The 17,723-nt window shown below is 31.3% G+C and carries 28 protein-coding genes; 1 reads left to right on the top strand and 27 read right to left on the bottom strand.

The features are described from left to right. The first annotated feature begins 82 nt into the window (after positions 1-82). Positions 83-586, top strand: coding sequence for a fibronectin-binding protein RevA (gene revA, locus QIA41_RS06025; RefSeq protein ID WP_418909562.1), 504 nt, complete (start codon positions 83-85; stop codon positions 584-586). 187 nt (positions 587-773) lie between these two features. Here revA and QIA41_RS06020 read toward each other — a convergent pair whose 3' ends face one another. From QIA41_RS06020 to QIA41_RS05890, 27 genes are all read right to left on the bottom strand, one after another. Then, entirely contained in the window at positions 774-1,073 is a 300-nt protein-coding gene (locus QIA41_RS06020) for a hypothetical protein (RefSeq protein ID WP_418909561.1), read from the bottom strand. 146 nt (positions 1,074-1,219) lie between these two features. Beyond that, entirely contained in the window at positions 1,220-1,573 is a 354-nt protein-coding gene (locus QIA41_RS06015; protein WP_418909560.1) for a BBA14 family lipoprotein, read from the bottom strand. After that, positions 1,566-1,901 carry a BlyB family putative holin accessory protein gene (locus tag QIA41_RS06010; RefSeq protein WP_418909504.1) on the bottom strand — a complete coding sequence of 112 codons (336 nt, stop codon included), beginning with the start codon at positions 1,899-1,901 and terminating at the stop codon, positions 1,566-1,568. The genes QIA41_RS06015 and QIA41_RS06010 overlap by 8 nt, the downstream gene beginning before the upstream one ends. After that, positions 1,891-2,238, bottom strand: coding sequence for a BlyB family putative holin accessory protein (locus tag QIA41_RS06005; protein ID WP_418909525.1), 348 nt, complete (start codon positions 2,236-2,238; stop codon positions 1,891-1,893). The genes QIA41_RS06010 and QIA41_RS06005 overlap by 11 nt, the downstream gene beginning before the upstream one ends. Before the next feature lie 9 nt (positions 2,239-2,247). Beyond that, entirely contained in the window at positions 2,248-2,445 is a 198-nt protein-coding gene (locus tag QIA41_RS06000) for a BlyA family holin (protein ID WP_418909572.1), read from the bottom strand. Between the two features lie 73 nt (positions 2,446-2,518). Next, positions 2,519-3,325, bottom strand: coding sequence for a DUF685 domain-containing protein (locus tag QIA41_RS05995; protein ID WP_418909559.1), 807 nt, complete (start codon positions 3,323-3,325; stop codon positions 2,519-2,521). A gap of 9 nt (positions 3,326-3,334) precedes the next feature. After that, a complete protein-coding gene (locus QIA41_RS05990; RefSeq protein WP_418909558.1) occupies positions 3,335-3,940 on the bottom strand; it encodes a DUF735 family protein in 606 nt (201 codons plus the stop codon). 5 nt (positions 3,941-3,945) lie between these two features. Beyond that, positions 3,946-4,824 carry a DUF276 domain-containing protein gene (locus QIA41_RS05985; RefSeq protein WP_418909557.1) on the bottom strand — a complete coding sequence of 293 codons (879 nt, stop codon included), beginning with the start codon at positions 4,822-4,824 and terminating at the stop codon, positions 3,946-3,948. Then, a complete protein-coding gene (locus QIA41_RS05980) occupies positions 4,821-5,153 on the bottom strand; it encodes a DUF2634 domain-containing protein (RefSeq protein WP_418909448.1) in 333 nt (110 codons plus the stop codon). Before QIA41_RS05980 ends, QIA41_RS05985 begins: the two co-directional genes overlap by 4 nt. 29 nt (positions 5,154-5,182) lie before the next feature. Continuing rightward, positions 5,183-5,740, bottom strand: a complete 558-nt coding sequence (locus QIA41_RS05975) for a DUF777 family protein (protein WP_418909447.1) — start codon at positions 5,738-5,740, stop codon at positions 5,183-5,185. A gap of 23 nt (positions 5,741-5,763) precedes the next feature. Continuing rightward, entirely contained in the window at positions 5,764-6,732 is a 969-nt protein-coding gene (locus tag QIA41_RS05970) for a DUF693 family protein (RefSeq protein WP_418909556.1), read from the bottom strand. 3 nt (positions 6,733-6,735) lie between these two features. Then, positions 6,736-7,410 carry a DUF792 family protein gene (locus QIA41_RS05965; protein WP_418909555.1) on the bottom strand — a complete coding sequence of 225 codons (675 nt, stop codon included), beginning with the start codon at positions 7,408-7,410 and terminating at the stop codon, positions 6,736-6,738. 22 nt (positions 7,411-7,432) lie between these two features. Continuing rightward, complete coding sequence (locus tag QIA41_RS05960; RefSeq protein WP_418909554.1) at positions 7,433-8,722, bottom strand: DUF759 family protein; 1,290 nt, start codon at positions 8,720-8,722, stop codon at positions 7,433-7,435. A gap of 7 nt (positions 8,723-8,729) precedes the next feature. Beyond that, positions 8,730-8,966 (bottom strand): DUF1322 family protein, encoded by a 237-nt coding sequence (locus QIA41_RS05955; protein WP_418909553.1) that lies wholly within the window; start codon positions 8,964-8,966, stop codon positions 8,730-8,732. After that, on the bottom strand, positions 8,963-9,424 hold the full coding sequence (locus tag QIA41_RS05950) for a DUF1473 family protein (protein WP_418909552.1): 462 nt from the start codon (positions 9,422-9,424) through the stop codon (positions 8,963-8,965). Before QIA41_RS05950 ends, QIA41_RS05955 begins: the two co-directional genes overlap by 4 nt. Positions 9,425-9,439: 15 nt before the next feature. Beyond that, a complete protein-coding gene (locus QIA41_RS05945) occupies positions 9,440-9,868 on the bottom strand; it encodes a DUF1463 family protein (protein WP_418909551.1) in 429 nt (142 codons plus the stop codon). Positions 9,869-9,880: 12 nt separating this feature from the next. After that, entirely contained in the window at positions 9,881-10,993 is a 1,113-nt protein-coding gene (locus tag QIA41_RS05940; protein ID WP_418909550.1) for a DUF787 family protein, read from the bottom strand. Further along, complete coding sequence (locus tag QIA41_RS05935; protein WP_418909549.1) at positions 10,974-11,543, bottom strand: DUF764 family protein; 570 nt, start codon at positions 11,541-11,543, stop codon at positions 10,974-10,976. The genes QIA41_RS05940 and QIA41_RS05935 overlap by 20 nt, the downstream gene beginning before the upstream one ends. Further along, positions 11,540-11,923, bottom strand: a complete 384-nt coding sequence (locus QIA41_RS05930; protein ID WP_418909548.1) for a hypothetical protein — start codon at positions 11,921-11,923, stop codon at positions 11,540-11,542. The genes QIA41_RS05935 and QIA41_RS05930 overlap by 4 nt, the downstream gene beginning before the upstream one ends. Continuing rightward, positions 11,914-12,294: a DUF1506 family protein gene (locus QIA41_RS05925; RefSeq protein WP_418909547.1), complete on the bottom strand. Its 381-nt coding sequence runs from the start codon at positions 12,292-12,294 to the stop codon at positions 11,914-11,916. The genes QIA41_RS05930 and QIA41_RS05925 overlap by 10 nt, the downstream gene beginning before the upstream one ends. Beyond that, positions 12,294-12,749, bottom strand: coding sequence for a DUF3890 domain-containing protein (locus QIA41_RS05920; protein WP_418909546.1), 456 nt, complete (start codon positions 12,747-12,749; stop codon positions 12,294-12,296). Before QIA41_RS05920 ends, QIA41_RS05925 begins: the two co-directional genes overlap by 1 nt. Positions 12,750-12,766: 17 nt before the next feature. After that, positions 12,767-13,738, bottom strand: a complete 972-nt coding sequence (locus QIA41_RS05915; protein WP_418909545.1) for a hypothetical protein — start codon at positions 13,736-13,738, stop codon at positions 12,767-12,769. 17 nt (positions 13,739-13,755) lie between these two features. Further along, on the bottom strand, positions 13,756-14,328 hold the full coding sequence (locus QIA41_RS05910) for a DUF228 domain-containing protein (RefSeq protein ID WP_418909544.1): 573 nt from the start codon (positions 14,326-14,328) through the stop codon (positions 13,756-13,758). 21 nt (positions 14,329-14,349) lie between these two features. Beyond that, on the bottom strand, positions 14,350-15,111 hold the full coding sequence (locus QIA41_RS05905) for a DUF228 domain-containing protein (RefSeq protein ID WP_418909543.1): 762 nt from the start codon (positions 15,109-15,111) through the stop codon (positions 14,350-14,352). Between the two features lie 4 nt (positions 15,112-15,115). Continuing rightward, complete coding sequence (locus QIA41_RS05900) at positions 15,116-15,676, bottom strand: DUF228 domain-containing protein (RefSeq protein WP_418909542.1); 561 nt, start codon at positions 15,674-15,676, stop codon at positions 15,116-15,118. 12 nt (positions 15,677-15,688) lie between these two features. Continuing rightward, positions 15,689-16,378: a DUF1357 family protein gene (locus tag QIA41_RS05895; RefSeq protein ID WP_418909541.1), complete on the bottom strand. Its 690-nt coding sequence runs from the start codon at positions 16,376-16,378 to the stop codon at positions 15,689-15,691. A gap of 28 nt (positions 16,379-16,406) precedes the next feature. Next, positions 16,407-17,636: an anti-CBASS protein Acb1 family protein gene (locus QIA41_RS05890; protein WP_418909540.1), complete on the bottom strand. Its 1,230-nt coding sequence runs from the start codon at positions 17,634-17,636 to the stop codon at positions 16,407-16,409. Between the last annotated feature and the right edge of the window lie 87 nt (positions 17,637-17,723).

Here is a 17,723-nt window from a genome sequence, read left to right as displayed (position 1 = left end):
AATTTTTGTTTGAGAAAGAAATTTATATTTTTCAATGTTGCGCTAGCTTTATTTAATTATTTTTTAAATCAAGGAGTAACTAATGAAAAATAAAAATTTAGTTAAATTATTTTTTATATCATCATTATTATTTATAATGGCTTGTAAAGCGTTTATGGGAGGAGAAGCGTATGCAGACGAAAAAAAAGAAATAGATTCTTTGCTTTTAGATATTTCAAAACTTAATAATAAAGAGGTTGGTGGTGAAAAAAAGTTTAAAGATTATAAAGATAAAATAAATGAATTGAAAGAAAGATTTAAGGATATAAGTGATCCAGGGCTTAAAGAGAAACTATTAAAGTTGGAAAATCTATTCCAAGATAAATTAGCAGCCAAATTGGCAGCGTTAAAAGCAGCTAAACAAACTATCGAGGGTATTACTAATAAAGATAGTGAAAAAAATAAAATATGGTCAGAAGCAAAATTGGTCGGAGTAACTATAAAGTATAATGGAAACAGTGCCTCTGGTAAAGGAGAAGAAATGTCCAAAGAAGCTGTAGGACAAATAGATAAAATAATAGAGTTCTTAGAAGAAGGGACTAATTAATCAGTCAATAATTATATCAAAGTAGCTTTTACAACAGAAGAAATCTCTAGATATTAAACTTAATCCAATATCTAGGGATTTATATTTACAATATAAAGTATAATTTCTTGCAAGAAAAAACTTTTTGTAATTCACATTTTTAACTTAAAATTCTGGATTTTTTTAAAAATATTACAAAAGCTATAAATTATTTTTTCTTTTCTTTGTATATTACGACAAATCCGGTACCTATTAAATGACTTAATGTTTTGACTTCAAAGATATTTTCGGGGCCCACTTGGTTAATAAAATTTTCTAAGCCTATCCTTAAAATTTCAAATGGATTTTTATTCTCATCTTCTTTTTTTACAGGGAAATTATATTCTGGATTCTCTGATAACATTAAGGTTTTAACTTTTATAATTTCATCTTTTTTAATTTCATAAGAAATTAAATTATTAATACCGATAATAAACATAAATAATATTAATAAATTAATTTTTTGCATATTGCACTCCTTAATAAATAGAATATTGGTAAGCTTATCTCTTTATTAAGATTTATTCCAAAAATAAAATTCATTTAAATATGGTAGTGATAAACGGCTTTAAGATTATAAAGTATAATTTCTTGCAAGAAAAAACTTTTTGTAATTCACATTTTTAATCTTGAATACTGATTATAAACTTTTTTTGCTATTGGTTTTGTTTTTTGGATATACTCTAAAAGTAGTTTGATATTATGTTTTACTGAAGTCATTGAGTGTTCTTCTTTTAGTGTTGATAAGTCTGGGTAAGTGAATTCTGGATAATTTGGGTCATTAACTTTCACTTTTGTTTTAGCCAAAAATGTTACAAGGTACATAACATATTCTGATAGTTGAGTCTCATATTTGGCTAAAGCCCCTAGTGTTTTAATAATTGGCGGTTTTGGCTCGTCAGGTAGCCCCGCAATAGTTCTACAACATAGCAGTAAAGTAAGTAATAAAAAGTTTACTAGTTTACGCATTTTCACCCCTTTTAAGCATATCTACGTATTCTTTCATGATTTTATTTCGTTTTGCTTTTAATGAGGAGATAATTCTATTGCTTTTACTGCTAGAAATAGCCTCTATTATCTCAATATTGTATTTTAATATCTCTTGTATTTCTTCAAATATTTTCATTGACTCGGCTTTTTCCATAGATTTTAGTGTCCCAATATATGTCTTGTAGAAGAAATTTACTATACTACTAAAAGTATTAATATAGTTATGATCAATGTTTGTATCGGTTTTAGCTATGTTGGTTAAGCTAGATAATAAATTAAGCCCCAATTCAAGAGTATTATTTTGCATTATTTGTTTCCTCTTGGTAGATAGGTTTTCCATCCCGATTGAATTTTAGATTATTGGATACTTTTAGATTTTTTTCATCAGAATTAATTAAATCAACAAGTGTATTGATTTTCTCATTTATTGGGGTTAGCTTTTTAGCTATTGTTGGGCTTAATGCATTTTCAAGTCTTTCCATATTTGATTTATAGATTAGTGTGTAATGAGAATACAATTCATAGATTAATAAAAATCCTTTATGTGCAATTTCATCAAATTCATCTTCAAATTTAGAAAATATATCAATAAGGCTTGATATGGATGTAAGCCCAATTTCAAGATTATCTTTAGACAACTTCATAAATTAATCTCATTTTTTAATACGGCCGCTATTGCCATTTCCATTGCCATTTTTAAAAAACTTACCTATTAGTATAGACAATATGTCTTTTAGTAAAGGTTTTAGAAGAAATAACACCCCAAGAACTATTACTGTTACAAAAATCATAACTGCTATAAGCTTAATTTCATTTAAATTGATAAGAAGTTCTGTTAATTTAATGTCCATTTTTTTAATCCTCATTTTAATTTTTTATTTATATATACAGTATATACCAAAATTTTAATTTTTGCTAAAAAATTTACAGTTTCATAAGGTATGGAACATTACTCCCTGATAAGTAGGATCTTTTTTGGATATACCATCCTTTATACATTGGGAATCTAGAGTCAATATCAGAGTAGCTTTTATGTTGATAAACCAAATTTCTCTCAGTTTCATCTGAATATTTTAGGTATAATTTTTTTGTTTCATTGTAATGATGTATTATCGCAAGTTCTATATCAAGGTAAATGATTTGATTATCAAAACTTTTATAAAAAAGAAGACTTACTTCTTGATAGTCTGTAAAATCGATAACTGTTCTTTTTTGTTCGTAGCTAGACGGATAAATTGTAGAGCCCGAAACCTTGCCCTCATAGGAAAAGTCTGACGGCACACCAAGTAATTGTTTAGGAATTGGAGTTTTTTGAATAGTGCTTGAAGACATTATCAAAAGATCGTCATTCCTAGATAGAGTGGCTGATGATATGCTACTTGTTAGACGCGATTTAATTTTACTAAAAAGGTTGGAAAGCTTATCAGAATCGTTATCAATTAGCTTATCAACTATTTTAGAGTAAACTTTTTCCACAAACGTTTCATCAGCTGCAAGTTCTTCCGCAATTGTAGACTTAATTATCTCTTTAAACTCCCCCAGTCCTTCTCCCTTAAATGTTTTGTCTTTAACTGTTTTTAAGAAGTTTTTAAAGGTAATAGCGTTGCAGCTTGCAGCCCCATCATCAAGCAATAAAAGGTCGGTGTTTTCAACTTTAGTTACCTTATTTAAATCTTTAATCTGAACCGTTTCTTCTTCATCAATTAGTAATTTTTCTTCACCCTCAGCCATAAAGCCTCCTTAATTATTAAAAGTGATAATATTTTCACCATCTTTATTGTTAATCTTAAGAACTCTACCAATAGGAATAATCCCTTTTATAAAAGCGTAAATTGAATGATCATATCCTTTAGGAAGAGAGTTGAATACCAAAGCCTTTTTAGATAGAACGTACCCCTTTTTCTTTTCTCCAATTATTATTTTTTTTGGCCGTTTTTCTTTTGCAGTGCTAGGCGAAATAAATGTGATAAAGTTTGTCTTTATTGGGCCTTTTAAGCCTATATCAATAACGCCAGCTTCAGGGGTAGTAACTGTAATATCCACATTTAAAAACGCCTTGAAAATCAGTCTAAACGACTCATCAGTGCCAATATGTCGTAAAGCAAAAATAACACTATTGATATTGCTTGTAATACTTTGTAGAGTCTGAGTTTTTGCATAGAAAATCGACAGGACTTGAGATATCCATATAGCAACATATCGTGATTTTATATTCTCTTTTGCGTCAATGGTTATAAGGTTAGAATTAAGAAACCTAAGCTCATTGAGAAGTTGTTGTGCGTATTCAGTTTCTGTACGCAAAAATTTCTGAATTTCGGTGTCTTTCAAAAAATTAGGTATTTTCATAATTTTTAAGTATCAATGTTAATAAGTAGTCGTTCAGTTGTGTTGAAAAGCAGTATTGTATCATCAGTAATGGCAATATCTTCGTTTTTCTTAAAATCACTATCACTGATTTTTGAAATACTTTCAGTGTCTGTATCTTTAACACAGGCTGTAATTTCCATAAACTTAATTCCCTTTACTTCATTAACTGGAGCAAAAAAGTCTTGATATTCAAAGCTAATTCCCATATCAGAATAGTTATTTGAAATAATCCGAGAATATATATCTCTAATTTGAGAGTCTATGTTTAAGTAAAGATAGTTTTTAAGATCAAGTTTATACTTTACTTTCATATAAACATATTTTCTTTTGCCTAGGGATATTTTGTAAGATTTAAGTTGTCCAGTTGAGTTGAGTCCATCAATTTCTATATCTCCCTCAAGTAAAGTGCCACTAGGGGTTGTAAGATATAATGTTTCCCAAAGTTTAGCTTTAAATTCTGGATTATTAATAGTAGTTTTACCAGCGTCTAGTAAATCTTCTTTAAGAATTAGATATATATTAGCTTTACCAGCGGAACTTTTTATATTTGCGTGTTCTACCCCATTAAGATTAAGTAGAGCAGCCCTAACTGCACTGTAAGTTGTGCTTTTAGAAGAAATGTGTTCTTCAATTGCAGTCCAATAGGTGCCACCGGGTTTCATTTTAGAAAAAAAGAGATTAAGTTCACCGATTATTTCTTCTTCAATTAATGCTAAAGAATATGCAATAATGTTGTAAATTGAGCTGTTACTATCATCAATGTTAATTCCATAATTTGAGCGGAGATATTCCCTTTTTGATCTTACTATATCCTTAATTGTACGCTTTAGAATACCAAAATCAGAGTCAAAAACAATGCTCATAAATTAAACTCCATATTTAAAATATCCCCAGAGAAAAAAAAGGATATTTGTGCTTTTTGGTCTTTTACAGAAATAGAAATATTTATTATGTCTAAGTTAAGTTCTTTAGAAATTTCATGAAAATAATTTTTCACGGCTTGAAAATTGTTAATCTTGAACAGTTTTAAAAGTAAGAAGTAGTCCAGTCCCCAATGAGGAGAATAACTTAGGCTACCCTTTAAGGTTTTTAGGAATATAAACAATTTTTGTTTTTGCTCGTCAATTCCATCAACAAGCGAAAAATCATTATTAAATACCAATTCAAAATTATTACCAATTCTTAAATCCATGCTATTAATTATAGCATATTTAGCAAAAATTACTTAAATAAATTGTTAATATCAGTAGAAATATTAGTGGTTCTTATTCCTAAACTCACTTTATCAATTGCTGGAATATTTTTTTCATCGATTATTATTGTTATGCCGTTGATAGCACTTACAATACTATCTAGAATTTTTTTTAAGCTAGTTGTTTGGTTAGCTATTTCAATTCTACTATTTGCTTTTATCTTAACGGTATCAGAAATTAAATTTAAAGTTTTCGGGCCAATTGCGCTAAGTATGTAAAAATGATGTTTATCAAAATGAATATCGTCATTTTTATCAAAAATATTAATGCTTGATTGAAGTAGTATAACAGTATCGCCTTTTGATAGTTCAAAATTGATATTAGAAATATTTTTTGTGTGAATTTCTAAGTCTTCAAATTCTGGTATTATAACTACAGCTTCTTGAGTTTGTTGTTTAAACTCCTTTACAGTGCCAATTCGAGTTATGAAAATGTTTGAATAAATCCAATTTTTCATATCTTCTTGTGCCAACGCATGTCCATAAAGACGCTGGTTCATTCTGTAAATTTTATAGTCTTTACCCAATCTAACTCCTTTACTTTCTACATTTAATCAGATTCGTCCTTTAACTTAAGTATTAATGAACACTCTCCCGAGTTGCTAAGTCTTGCACTTGTTTCTTTTATGGTGGTTTTTACCATTTTTCCTAGCCCATCAATAAATGAAACTTTATCTCCAACATTTAGCTTATGCGTGTAAAAGATTTTGGCGTTCCAAAATATAAGATTTATTTTAAGTTTTGTGCCTAAAGTAATTTCTTGTTGTGGAATAAATTCAAGTCCATAATCTTCTAATGCCTCATAGTGAATATTTTCACCCCTTTTTTTATAATTGGTGAATATAATATAGCATTCATACCCCTTTAAACCAGTACCAATATCGGCTATTACGTTATGAACATATACCCCTTTTATTTTGTCAATAAACTCTTTTGGTGTTGAAGCATTAAAATTTTTGTCAATCACCTTAAGCTTATCTTCTTCATCCATATTAAGAATATTACGATTAGGAAATACAGATTCTATTGCATCTCCAACCGTCATGCCTTTAAAGTTTTTACCCACTTTGCCCTCTTTGTTTTTTAATTTGCGATTGAAGAAATTGCTTTTAGTTAATAAACGAACATCAAGCTCGACACTAAAATCTCCACCGGGATAATCAGTACTCATTGGAGTTCCCAAGGTTCCCGCCATTATAAAATCAAATTTTTTCTCATGAGCGAATTTCTTATAATATATTTTTACTATATCTCCAAATTTAATGTGGTCGTTGAAGTCTAAAGGCAAATTCCAAAGTACAATTTTTGCTTGTTTGGAACTTATAGTTTGAATATTTGAATATACGTTTGTTATGGAAATATCAACGTGAATTCCATCTTGTGTATTGATTATAATTTTGGGAATTTCTTCGGGGAAAGGAATTCCACCCGTTGATTTTTTTGATTTATCTACATCACAAAACTCAATTTTAAAATCATAACTTAGCAAGACTGTTCTAAAATCATAATTTACCAACATATATTATCCTTTATATTTTTCCAGTGTAAATGTTTTCACTATTTCTATTGAAAGACTTACTTCAACTTCATCAATAAAGGGAGTGTCCTTAAACGTAAGGTTTGTAATTATAGCTAATTCTTTAAAACCAAAAGTTGGACTGTAGATAGTAAAAGGAACTTGAGCTTGCAGTCTATTGGCCAGTTGTTCTTTTACAAGGTGGGCGTCAAAACGGAGTAAAGAATTGCCAAAAACAGTCATTTTGAGTGGTGAAAGCATTTCTTTGTACAAAGAAGTCAATACTCCACCGTTTAATGAGATATGTTCTCCCGTCATTACGGGGTTGTAGCTTACATATTCCGCTTTTCTATCATAATAGTTGATAACCGGTCGTTTAGAACAACTAGTATTGTAAGTCCGCGTTATAAGCTCGGTTTTTGGTTTTATAAAAAACAATTGTGGAACATATCCAAAACCTTTTAAATCTGGTCGTGGGAATAGTACTAAAAAGTTATCTGCTCCAAAAAGGGAAAATACTTGAGTTGATACATCCTTAAACAATCGTCTAATCTCTTCAGAAGACATTTCCCCCCCTTTTCTATTGTCGCAATTTGCATTTATCATATCCGTAGAATTCTCTTTTTCTATAGGAGGCGATATTGTTTTATTATTAATAATACTTTTATTGTTAATAGCCATAAGTAATTACCTTTTTTCAAAATTACGGTGTAGTGTTTACCATATCCTCAGGGTTACTTCCAGAATGTGTAGGCGAAGGTGGAGGAGGGCCACCGGTGTCGTTGTTTTTGTTTTTAGGAGGGGTGGGATTGTCTTCAAAAGCCCAACCAACCAACGGCAACTTGGCAAAAAGGCTTTTCAGGCCTTTAAAAAAGGGCTCAATAACATGTGTTTGAAAAGTAAAGCCATTAAAGTAATCAGTGACCGTTTTAATGAATTTAAGTATTGGATCCAAAACAGTGGTGGTTAAGTTTTGAAGAGTTTGCTCAGCTGAAGCCAAATTACTATCAATTTCTTCTTTTGTATCGGCTTTTTTAGTAAGTCCTAAAGATTTAAAATCGCTAAACATTTCAAGCATTTTAGTAATTCTAGATTCTAGATCTACTTCAGCTCCACTTTGCCAAGCATTTTTAGCATCTTCTATATATTCGTCACCAAATTTCCATGTATTTTTCATTAGATCAAAAAGTTCACTTCCGTCTCCACTAAGGAGACTATTAACGGCTTTTACAGCATCCTCACTGCTCATAGCACCGCTAGATTTAAGCGCAGCTGAGAACTCTGCTGCTTTTTTTAAATTATGTAGATTTAACTTGCCTAAGTCTCTTAGAGTGCCCTTAAAGATACTTGCTTGATTTAAAAACTCTTCTTTTTCCAAGTCGCGCTCAAATCCTTTCATCCCCTTAAGAGTCCCCATAATCGTATTTCGTTCATCTTCCTCAAAAAACGCACTATTGAGAAGTTTCGTTCTATTCGTTTTAGATTTTTCTTCAACTGATTTTTTAGCAAATCCTAAAATTCCGCCTGCTGCTTTACCCATAGCATTGCTAATGATATTTCCTAAGGCGCTACCTATTGCAATTTTTGCAACAAGTCCTTTTCCTTGAGAGGCTGCTAGCATTTTACTTTTTGCTTTTGATTCTTTTGCAAGTTCTTTATACTCAAGGCGCCTTTTGTCTCTATCTGACATTAAAGACCTTTTGAAAGCCTCTTTTCTAGCTTTTTCAAAACCCATGCCCTGTTTCATGAGCTTTTTAGTTTGTGTTAGCCTATATTTCTCAACACGCTCTCTTAAGCTTTCAAATTTAGTTTGTTTGCTTAATTCCTTTTTCTTATCCGACAAATTATTTTTTACAATATCTTTAGTACTGCCCAAACTAGATCTTTTGGGCTTAAGATATTTTTCCATTTTGGTAATATCTTGCGCGATAGCCTTTTTTGTTGCTGCATGATCAAGAACCCCCTTGAATTTAATGGTAAATTTGTCGCTCATTAAGCCCTCATTTGCTTAAAATTAATTCGTACAATTCTTTTTCTAATTTAATATCAGCAATTCGATTGACTTCCAAAAGCTCGTCATGGGGTAATTTTTTAACATTGTCGTACGTGCAAATATTCATAATTACTGGAAAATAGTATTTGTCGTTTTTTATCATTTCAATCAATCTAAAGTACTTTGTTCTAGTCTCATTAAGATTAGCAATTACTGTATCAATCTCTTTATTTTTATACTTCATTGACCCACCACCAGTTCATTAGAATTTGATGTGAGAGAAGAAGTTACTTTTTCATAAGTAAATTCATTATCAAAATTATCATCGATATGGTCAAAAGGAACAAAATCGCCAACATTGTTTTCATATTCACTCAAATATACTAAAGCGGGTTTTTTTAGATCATTATCTAAATGGAAAGTATTGAATTGTGTGGTGTAAATGATAGCAACAAGATAATCTTTATAATATGAAATAAATTCTCTATTTGCATCTAGAATTACATAGAATTCATCTAAAAATTTCGGACTTATCATTAAGCTTGTAATTTCTCTTAAATATTTCACCTCATTAAGCTTATAAATGGCGTCACTTTGATTAAATCCGAGTACCCTATCCCATTCATAGACCGGTAATACTTTAAGTGGGTATTCATATGTTTTATTTTTAGTTAAAATTTTCATTTTATATCGCATTATCATAGAAAGATTCTCCTTTTAGCGTATGTTTGGTTTTGTTTTTTGGCAATTAATAGCCCTAATTTCAAAAGTTACTTTTTCAGCCTCAGCAGAATAACTCCTTGACGGCTCTTCAGTAAAAATTGCATAGTTAGAAATAATTTTGGTAGCAATTCTATCATTAAATGCTAAATCAAGCATTTTATCATATTTGCTAACGTCCATGTTATAAAACTGATTGTTTGCAATTTCAGTTAACGCAATGTAATCGTGGCCACCTATAGTAACTTCAATGTTAAAAATATAAGTTATCGTTTTGGGATCCCGTAAGCTTATTACAGGAAATCCCTTATCTTCAGTGCTAATCACCGCTCTTGTTGTGGGCTCACTTGTAAGCTCAAGTTTGCCACTATGCAGTTGTATGCCACCGATTGAAAAGTAAACTTCCCTTAAATCATAAAATTGCATAATTTTAACTCCTTATACGTTTAAACTATTTTGATAATCAACTATATCTTGAGAAGTAATCACTAAAGTAGCAGCATTAATACTAAAGTTGTAAGTAATATTCACGCTAAGTTCTAATTTAAGCTGTTTGGTGCCTGATAGGGTAAGCTTTAAGTCCTTGTATTCTACAAGTAGTCCCCTATCTATAAACCGTTTAAGCAGGCATTCAATTGCTGAGGTATATGCATTATCTCTAGCGCCACTAAGTTGTAGTGCAGATAATTTACTGTTTTGTCTATTGTTTTTATTCCAAATTCGAATAAGCTCAACAATAGCCTCATTTTTTATGTAGTGGTAAGTAAAAATCTCATCTATTGCTTTACCAGAAAGATCAACTCCCTCTTTGAAAGCAGATATACCGTCAAGACCAGCCTCGTTAAGAAGTGAGTAAAAGTTAATTTTTGCAGTTCTTAACTTTCCAATTACAGTGTCGTCAAGCAGTGGTTTAGCGGCTAATGGCATACCATATGGATTAACAGCGTGGAAAATGCTTGCTTGGTGCAAATATGCACTTATAAATTTAAGGTGTAAATTATCTTTATTGTTGGAATAAACGACAATATTTCTTTCTTTCTCAAGATTGCTTTTATCCTTAAACAGTTCTTTTATTTCTTGTTCTTTAGTTGAGAATACAAAAAAAGTTGAAGACATTTTGAACTTATCATAATCATCCTTGTAAATTTTTAGTCCATCATCCGAATTGTCATTTTCAGTATTAATAAGAACAACAAAAGAGTGTCTATGTGCTTTTAGATAATTTTTTAACTCTTCAGGTTTATCTTTATAAATGAAAAGAACAGCGGATTTTAAGGACTCTTCAGTTGAACTGAAGAAATCTTTCATTGCGGTAGTTAAGAGTGTTTTTTCTTTTCCAAACTGATCTTGTCCATTGCCATTTTCTTTTTCTAAAGTTTCAATTTCTTTTTCATAGTTATTAACAGTCAAGCTCAATGTTTTATAGTTAGCAGCATCTTTGTTAACTTTAATTTTGGCTGTTTTGTAGACCAAAAGTGGTTTGTAATAATTGGGCGTGTTGGCTTGAACACTAGAGTTAACCAAACTTACGCTAATGGTATCTTGCGGCAATTTTGTAATCCTCCTTTAAAATTTCTGTTGCTTTTACACTAGCATTAAATGCTATAGACGCACTGTATGCATGGTTGCTATATTTTGTACCTAAATTTACGAGCCCAACTGTTTGCATATTAGATGTTGGATAAATATAAAAGTTAATTTTGCTTACATATTCGGGTTGAGATTGATTTTCTAACGTGTACTTATGAGTCTTATGGTGTAAAAACTCGCTAAGCATACTGTAAAGTATTAGCATCCTTGAATTAGCATCAAAATCTTTAGCATTTAACACTACTGCAATAATGAATATTTGAAAATTTAAGCTGAATTCTAAGGCATTCTCATAAAATACACCAGCTTTAGAGTTATGATCAAATAGATTTTCTGTACCATCAAATTTCAAAGCTATTATATTCGAGCTAGCAGTTGTAATTTTTGAAAGATATGGGTGATTGTAAGTATTTATAATATCGCACTCAAAATTATTTTCAATTGCATAGGCTTTAAAAGCTTTAAATATCTGAATTAAATGATTTACGATTATGTCTAAAGTAATAATCATCCGATAACCTTATAAGTTAGTTCTGATAACATTTTGGATGTATCCACAAGTGGAATTGATGCAGTGCTGCTACCTTTTTTTGACTTTCTTTCAATTGTGCTAGCCTTTAAGCCGGGTGTAACTTGCCCCGATAGCACATAATTCTGGTAATATTTTATAAAAGCTTCTCCAATAGCACTCATTCCCGATCTGGGGTCAATAGTAAATTTTGAATTTATATAACCGGTATTGATATATTCTCTAAATTCACTACTACCAGCAATTTTGGTTAAATGTTTTCTTATCGGTAAATTGGCACCGCCTTTTTCGTGCATTCTAGCAATATTAGAGCGGCCCCCAAACCAACCAATTTCTAATTCAATTGTGAAGTCTATTTCCATATAAACTCCTTTAGAACTAACGTAAAGTAGCCGATTGAAGAGTCAATGCTAAATATTTCAAAGTAAACTAAATCCGAAATTGATATTCGGTCTTTCAGTTCAAAGTTAAGATCTTGATATGTGTAAAGTTTAGAATATCCTTGAATATCAGACATATTGGAGTCGTAAATCATTGCAAGTTCTTGTGGTTTTATATCAATAATAATCCCAATAAATTCGGCATATTTATTCTTATCAAATATTCTCTGATAAGAGTTGTCATTTTCAAGTTTTACGATTTTGCCTTTATAAAATCTTAAAGATGTGGGATCCTTAAAAACATTGATCATGTGCGCAGACATATCCGCCAATCTTTTTCTAACACCACTCACTAGACAACTCCCACACACGATGGTGTTGAAGTTTCTCTTTTTAGTTTTTCTAAAAATGCATCAAGTTGTGAACAAAAGTTCTTATTTGACCCACAACTTTCTCCACCACCTTCTTCACCTCCACCACTGCTAGGATAATAATCAAGCTCAAGCTCATTGAACTTCTCTTTCTTTATCCTTTCAAAGTCAAGTTCGCGAACAACTCCTTGCTTTCTTAATTGACAACCCATATGGTAAAAGGTAAGCAAAAATATTTGCTCATATGTAAGTGAACTAACGTCAATGCCACGTGTTACCAAAATAGCTTGAAGTAAAGATAAGTGAAGTAGAAAATTTTGCCTACTTAGTACAGCTTGATCTATTCCTAATAGCAACAACACTTGAGAATGAAGTTTTGTTGCTAAGAGTTCTTCTTCATTTTCAGCTTGTACTTGCAAGTCTTTTTGTTCGCTCATTTATTTACTTTATCTTTTTAACTTTGCTTAATATTAACTTGCAAAATAGTATTCTTAGTAGCAAGCAGTCCGCCTAAAACAAAATCAATGTATGAATGCGCTATATCAGTTGAGTCTGTATCAACTTGTCTATTTGGAAGGGGTAACATGTACTTACTAGGTTTAAATTTTATTAACTTGGGGTTTAACGGGTAAATAAGAATTTGGTGCTTTAGCAAGTGTGAAGTTTCAATGTAAACATCTTCTCGATTATTAATAGCCTTAATGGTACGAGTTAAGACATCTTCCCATTCCCATCTTTCGCAATTTGATGCAGCAGCTTGTCCTGCTGCATATGGTTTTACCAACTTTAATGAAGTTTTAGGATCAACTATCACCATCATGGGTGTAGAAAATCCGCTGCCCAATTCTAGTTTTGAAAGTCCAGTTTCAATTTTTTCAAATATTTTATCCATTTTATCTTTATCGCCACTTGCAACTTCTTCTTTTATTTGCTCCGGCGTATTAAGTAGCCCATACATATTAGGGAGTAGACGTTTTTGATTTTTTCCATCTTGTTGGATTGAAATAGTTCCGGTTAATACAAAGTGGCTTATAAGCTTGATAATCTCATTACATGCAAGCTTATAAGCTCGAGCAAAAGGCAATAAATTATTATTAATATCCCCAACATACGAGTCTGAAGTGTAAAACTTTTCAGAAGCCTGATTTAAGTGTCTAAATTTATATTGTAGCTTTAAATAGTTTAGTCTTACCACTTCAGATTTGAACCCAATAGTTGAGATGGTATTAACCTCATTAGCAATAGTTGTGGGATTCCCATTTAAAAATGCATCCCATTTTACAGTTCTCTGATAGCCCATCAAAACATCAACGTCTTCAAATTGTTCGGGTAAAAACCATCTATACATTTCGGGAACATCAATTTCCCCCACAATATTAGCAATGGTTTTTGCATAATAATTTTCATCGTATAATGATAATGACATTTAAAACCTCCTAAATTTTAATTTGAGCTTTTAGCTCTATTTCCAAATACCACTACTTTAATTAAATAAGCATCATTGCTAATTTGTTTTGCATCAGACAATGCTATCGCATTAACAGTTGCTTTATTTCCCCCAGAAACCTTTTCTAGAGCACCGTCTTTATTGAAAAAAAGTTTGTCTTTTGCTTTAGGCGTAGAATCTTTTACTATCAAATACCCTTCAAAATTATTTGTAATTGGAACAATAGTGGCTGTTTGGCTAAACTCATCTATGTCAGTGCATATTCCGTATAAATCTTCACCACCCCCAGCCTCAACATAAGGCTCATAGTGAATTTCATTTGATTTTGCCTCTTGAATAACTCTTTTGACTCCTCGCTTATAGGGATATCCTATAAATGAATGATTTTCGAGTTTGTCAAACTTACTAGTTCTAGTACCTCCAGAAGCAAAAAATTGCACGTTTTTATCTCTAAACTCTAGAGAATTAGAAAGCAAACCGGTATCATGTTGTGGATTTTTCATAAACTTCTCGAGTTTACTTCGTTTTTCTTGATACTCTTTTACTAATTGCGTTGTATTCTCTGCCATTCAATTATCTCCTTTTATTTTTTAACTATCAGATACTACTGTTTTCTCATAAGCTCTATTGCCAAAAATTGTAACTTTTACCAAATTAATAGAATAATCTTGCTTACGATTTTCATCCTTAATTTCTTCTTCTGGTTTAAAATTGATTGTAAATGAATCAGAAAGTGAGTATGCATTAATATACGTTGGTGGCCCACCACCAGCTTTAATAATCACCCCGTCATTATTAATATCTAATATTTCACCAGCTTTTATACTTGGGTTTCTTGTGACTAGGTACCCCTCAAAATTATTTGTAATCGGCAAAACATATGCGGTGTAACTAAACTCACATACATCAACGCATATGCCATAAATATCAGTATCTGAACTAGTCTCAACATATAAAGAATTCTCTTTTGGAACAAGTTTTACTCCACGCTTGTATGGAAAACTCTTTTCGGGGTCATAAAAATATTTTTCTATTTTGTCTGTATAACTTGAACATGAAAATGTATATGCATCAACAAACTCATTTTTCGATTTAAAACAACCACTCGAACTGCTAAAAACTTTATTTTCAATTGAACTGATCGATTTTGAATATTTTTTGAATTTCAAAAGAATATCGTCAAGTTCTTTTGCTGAAGTTAAATAGGGGTCCACCCCTTGTGCATCATCAGCACCTCTTGCTTGACGTCGAGCTCTGACTGGTGCAGCAGCTTGTTGAACTTCTTCTAAACCCAATTGTAAATTATCATCAACACCGGGCCCTGAGACTTGTCCTTTACCTCTTACAGTCATTCACTTATCCTTTTGCCCTATTTCCAAAAACGCTAGCAAGAATAATATACAAATCCTCGGTTAATTTATGTGCTTTTGAAAGCGCTATTGCATTTATAGGTTTATTATTTCCACTAGCCTTTTCAAGCTCACCGTGTTGATCAAAATTAAGTTTATCACCTGGATTTATATCACTTCCGGGCTTCTTACATACTAAATACCCTTCAAAATTATTTGTAATTGGAATTACAGTTGCCATGCCGGTAAATTCATCTATATCTGTGCATATTCCGTATAAGTCTTCACCACCACCAGCTTCAACTTCAAGTTCTGTTGTACCATCAGCGCTAAAACTAAGCTTTACTCCCCGCTTGTAGGGATATCCTTTAGCATGATAATTTTCTATCTTGTCTTTACTGCTAGTTCGAACTCCACCAGAATTCGAGTAAATTAGATTTTTATCTCTAAACTCTAGAGAATTGTTAAGCAAACTAGCATCTTGTTGGGGATTTTTCATTAATGCCTTAATTTCAGCAACTTTTTTTTCAAATTCTTCTTTGATTTTTGTTATATCTGTACTAGCCATTCACAAACTCCTTTACGCAATGCCTACTCTTTTATAAAATTTTCGATTCTCATAAAACCGTGCTCGTATTTGCTTGTAAGCATTGCTTTTGGCTTGTACAATCTCAGCAAAATTAACTGGAACAAAATTGGGATCAAGCAAGCTCTCTTCTGATTTAGCAATAACATTGCCCTTGATTGAGTCAATAGGAGAAGAATTGCTATTAGCGTTTTTTCTCAATTTGATATTCTCTTTCGCCAGAGAGACAAGTTGTTCTAGTATCTCTCCATCTATATGATCTATATCTGATATTTTAGCAATAGCTTTAATTTGACCAGCTGTGACAAACTTGCGAACAAGTTCTCTGCGTTGAGCCTGAATAATGTCTTTTAGCGTGTATCCTTTTGCAAGTAGGGCCTCTTTATTAAAGTGGCTGCTGAGATGCGCTTTTGCAAGTGCATCAATTTCAGATATGCGATCAAGCTCTAGTAATAATTGCTTTTCGGAACGATCTCTTTCTTGAGCCTCAGCAAGTTCTTTTGCTATTCGCTCATTTATACTTAAATCTCGAGTTGTCTCTTTGGATTTTGCATTATTTGCTTGTTCTTTAAAGCGTATATACTCCTCATATTCCCCAGCGCTTATTACTTTAGTATTAGATTTAACTTGCTGTTCTTCTTGAACTTTCTCATCAATTATTTCTTTTTTTTCATTTTCTATCACTTTTCAACTCCTTTTCTTAATCCTTTTCTCAAAATGAGAATAATTTTTCTTTTAAAAAAGCTCGCTCCTCATTACTAAAAGAACTGCTTTTTATAAGCTCGTTATATTTGCTGTAAAGCTCAATTAACTTAATATCTCTTTCTACCTTTTGATCTTCGCTCAACATAATTAGTGAATTGAACCTCATATCAAGGCCAAAATACTTATTAAGTTTTAAATTACAAGAATTCTCAACTTGTTCTTGTACGCCCTTTAGAAAATCGTAATAATTACTCCTATCGCCTTTACCATCACTTCCGAGTCCTTTAGCCTGCTCATTAAAACTTCTGGTTAAAGGCTCCTTAGTATCAGCACCGATTTTTGCTTTAATTAATGCTAAAGCCTCTTTTTTTAAATAAGTAAGGTCATACTTAATAACTTCTAAACTAGCGCTAGGGGTAGCTGTATAAAACATTCCCTCATTACCAAGATTGTTCTTAAGCCTAGTAAGTTCATGTGCCAATGAGTCATTAAGACTGCGTAAATTAGAAATATCTTTACTGTGATTGTTTGTATTTTGCCTCTTTAAAAAGGAAGATAAAAAACTATTTCCTTTTTCATTATTGCTGTTTTGTGTAAGAGAGTTCAAAGAAGTTGTCGCGCTTGAGAGTGCATCTTGTAGCTGTACTAAAGACTCATCTTTGTAAAATAAAAAATTGTGATTTTCAATACGTTTTTCTATTTCAACGTATATCTTCTCAAATAAGTAAATATCTAACAAAAAACTTTCCGTATAACACGGAACATATCTTTTTAAGATATAATCGAAATTTTCATATATTATGAGTCGACTTTTGTGTATTTTAACATCATTAAAAGAATTATCCTGATTATTGGCTTTTACCTTGTAAGTTACATAATCAAAGTTAGCTCCCAAATCCCTTACATATTCATAATCAAGGTATTCAAATCCAATAGGTAGCTCTATATTAACAGGATTTTCAAGGTCTAATATTAAATCTTTGGTTTTTACTAAAATATATCCAATTCCATGAAAACGGTAGCTTATAATACAATTGAGTAAAGCATTTTTAAGCTGCACCTTTAATCTAGCAAGTTCTGCTTCACTAATATTTTTAACAGTACTCTCAAGAATAATTCCGTTCTTGAGGCAATCTTCCGCTACATTTTCTATGTAATTTCTAAAAAATATTGAGTATCTATATAATTCTAATGGATTTATTTTATCTACTAATTTTGCTTTTCTTAAATTACACATTTTATTACTTCTTATTAAATAACTTTTTATTTATTCTTATTTAATTACATATATGATAGCAAAAACCAATATTTTTGTCAAAAAAAT

Origin of the sequence: Borreliella sinica (genome assembly GCF_033969665.2) — a bacterium.
In the GTDB taxonomy this organism is placed as follows: domain Bacteria; phylum Spirochaetota; class Spirochaetia; order Borreliales; family Borreliaceae; genus Borreliella; species Borreliella sinica.
This window is presented reverse-complemented; position numbering and strand designations above follow the sequence as displayed.

Excerpts from the sequence above, each read along its gene's own strand:
- QIA41_RS06015 (WP_418909560.1), bottom strand. The coding sequence starts at position 1,573 with ATGCGTAAACTAGTAAACTTTTTATTACTTACTTTACTGCTATGTTGT.
- QIA41_RS05995 (WP_418909559.1), bottom strand. The coding sequence starts at position 3,325 with ATGGCTGAGGGTGAAGAAAAATTACTAATTGATGAAGAAGAAACGGTT.
- QIA41_RS05955 (WP_418909553.1), bottom strand. The coding sequence starts at position 8,966 with ATGAAGTATAAAAATAAAGAGATTGATACAGTAATTGCTAATCTTAAT.
- QIA41_RS05965 (WP_418909555.1), bottom strand. The coding sequence starts at position 7,410 with ATGGCTATTAACAATAAAAGTATTATTAATAATAAAACAATATCGCCT.
- QIA41_RS05985 (WP_418909557.1), bottom strand. The coding sequence starts at position 4,824 with ATGAGCATTGTTTTTGACTCTGATTTTGGTATTCTAAAGCGTACAATT.
- QIA41_RS05980 (WP_418909448.1), bottom strand. The coding sequence starts at position 5,153 with ATGGATTTAAGAATTGGTAATAATTTTGAATTGGTATTTAATAATGAT.
- QIA41_RS06005 (WP_418909525.1), bottom strand. The coding sequence starts at position 2,238 with ATGAAGTTGTCTAAAGATAATCTTGAAATTGGGCTTACATCCATATCA.
- QIA41_RS06000 (WP_418909572.1), bottom strand. The coding sequence starts at position 2,445 with ATGGACATTAAATTAACAGAACTTCTTATCAATTTAAATGAAATTAAG.
- QIA41_RS06010 (WP_418909504.1), bottom strand. The coding sequence starts at position 1,901 with ATGCAAAATAATACTCTTGAATTGGGGCTTAATTTATTATCTAGCTTA.
- QIA41_RS05950 (WP_418909552.1), bottom strand. The coding sequence starts at position 9,424 with ATGATAATGCGATATAAAATGAAAATTTTAACTAAAAATAAAACATAT.
- QIA41_RS05945 (WP_418909551.1), bottom strand. The coding sequence starts at position 9,868 with ATGCAATTTTATGATTTAAGGGAAGTTTACTTTTCAATCGGTGGCATA.
- QIA41_RS05930 (WP_418909548.1), bottom strand. The coding sequence starts at position 11,923 with ATGGAAATAGACTTCACAATTGAATTAGAAATTGGTTGGTTTGGGGGC.
- QIA41_RS05920 (WP_418909546.1), bottom strand. The coding sequence starts at position 12,749 with ATGAGCGAACAAAAAGACTTGCAAGTACAAGCTGAAAATGAAGAAGAA.
- QIA41_RS05915 (WP_418909545.1), bottom strand. The coding sequence starts at position 13,738 with ATGTCATTATCATTATACGATGAAAATTATTATGCAAAAACCATTGCT.
- QIA41_RS06020 (WP_418909561.1), bottom strand. The coding sequence starts at position 1,073 with ATGCAAAAAATTAATTTATTAATATTATTTATGTTTATTATCGGTATT.
- QIA41_RS05890 (WP_418909540.1), bottom strand. The coding sequence starts at position 17,636 with ATGTGTAATTTAAGAAAAGCAAAATTAGTAGATAAAATAAATCCATTA.
- revA (WP_418909562.1), top strand. The coding sequence starts at position 83 with ATGAAAAATAAAAATTTAGTTAAATTATTTTTTATATCATCATTATTA.
- QIA41_RS05900 (WP_418909542.1), bottom strand. The coding sequence starts at position 15,676 with ATGGCTAGTACAGATATAACAAAAATCAAAGAAGAATTTGAAAAAAAA.
- QIA41_RS05905 (WP_418909543.1), bottom strand. The coding sequence starts at position 15,111 with ATGACTGTAAGAGGTAAAGGACAAGTCTCAGGGCCCGGTGTTGATGAT.
- QIA41_RS05960 (WP_418909554.1), bottom strand. The coding sequence starts at position 8,722 with ATGAGCGACAAATTTACCATTAAATTCAAGGGGGTTCTTGATCATGCA.
- QIA41_RS05910 (WP_418909544.1), bottom strand. The coding sequence starts at position 14,328 with ATGGCAGAGAATACAACGCAATTAGTAAAAGAGTATCAAGAAAAACGA.
- QIA41_RS05990 (WP_418909558.1), bottom strand. The coding sequence starts at position 3,940 with ATGAAAATACCTAATTTTTTGAAAGACACCGAAATTCAGAAATTTTTG.
- QIA41_RS05970 (WP_418909556.1), bottom strand. The coding sequence starts at position 6,732 with ATGTTGGTAAATTATGATTTTAGAACAGTCTTGCTAAGTTATGATTTT.
- QIA41_RS05935 (WP_418909549.1), bottom strand. The coding sequence starts at position 11,543 with ATGATTATTACTTTAGACATAATCGTAAATCATTTAATTCAGATATTT.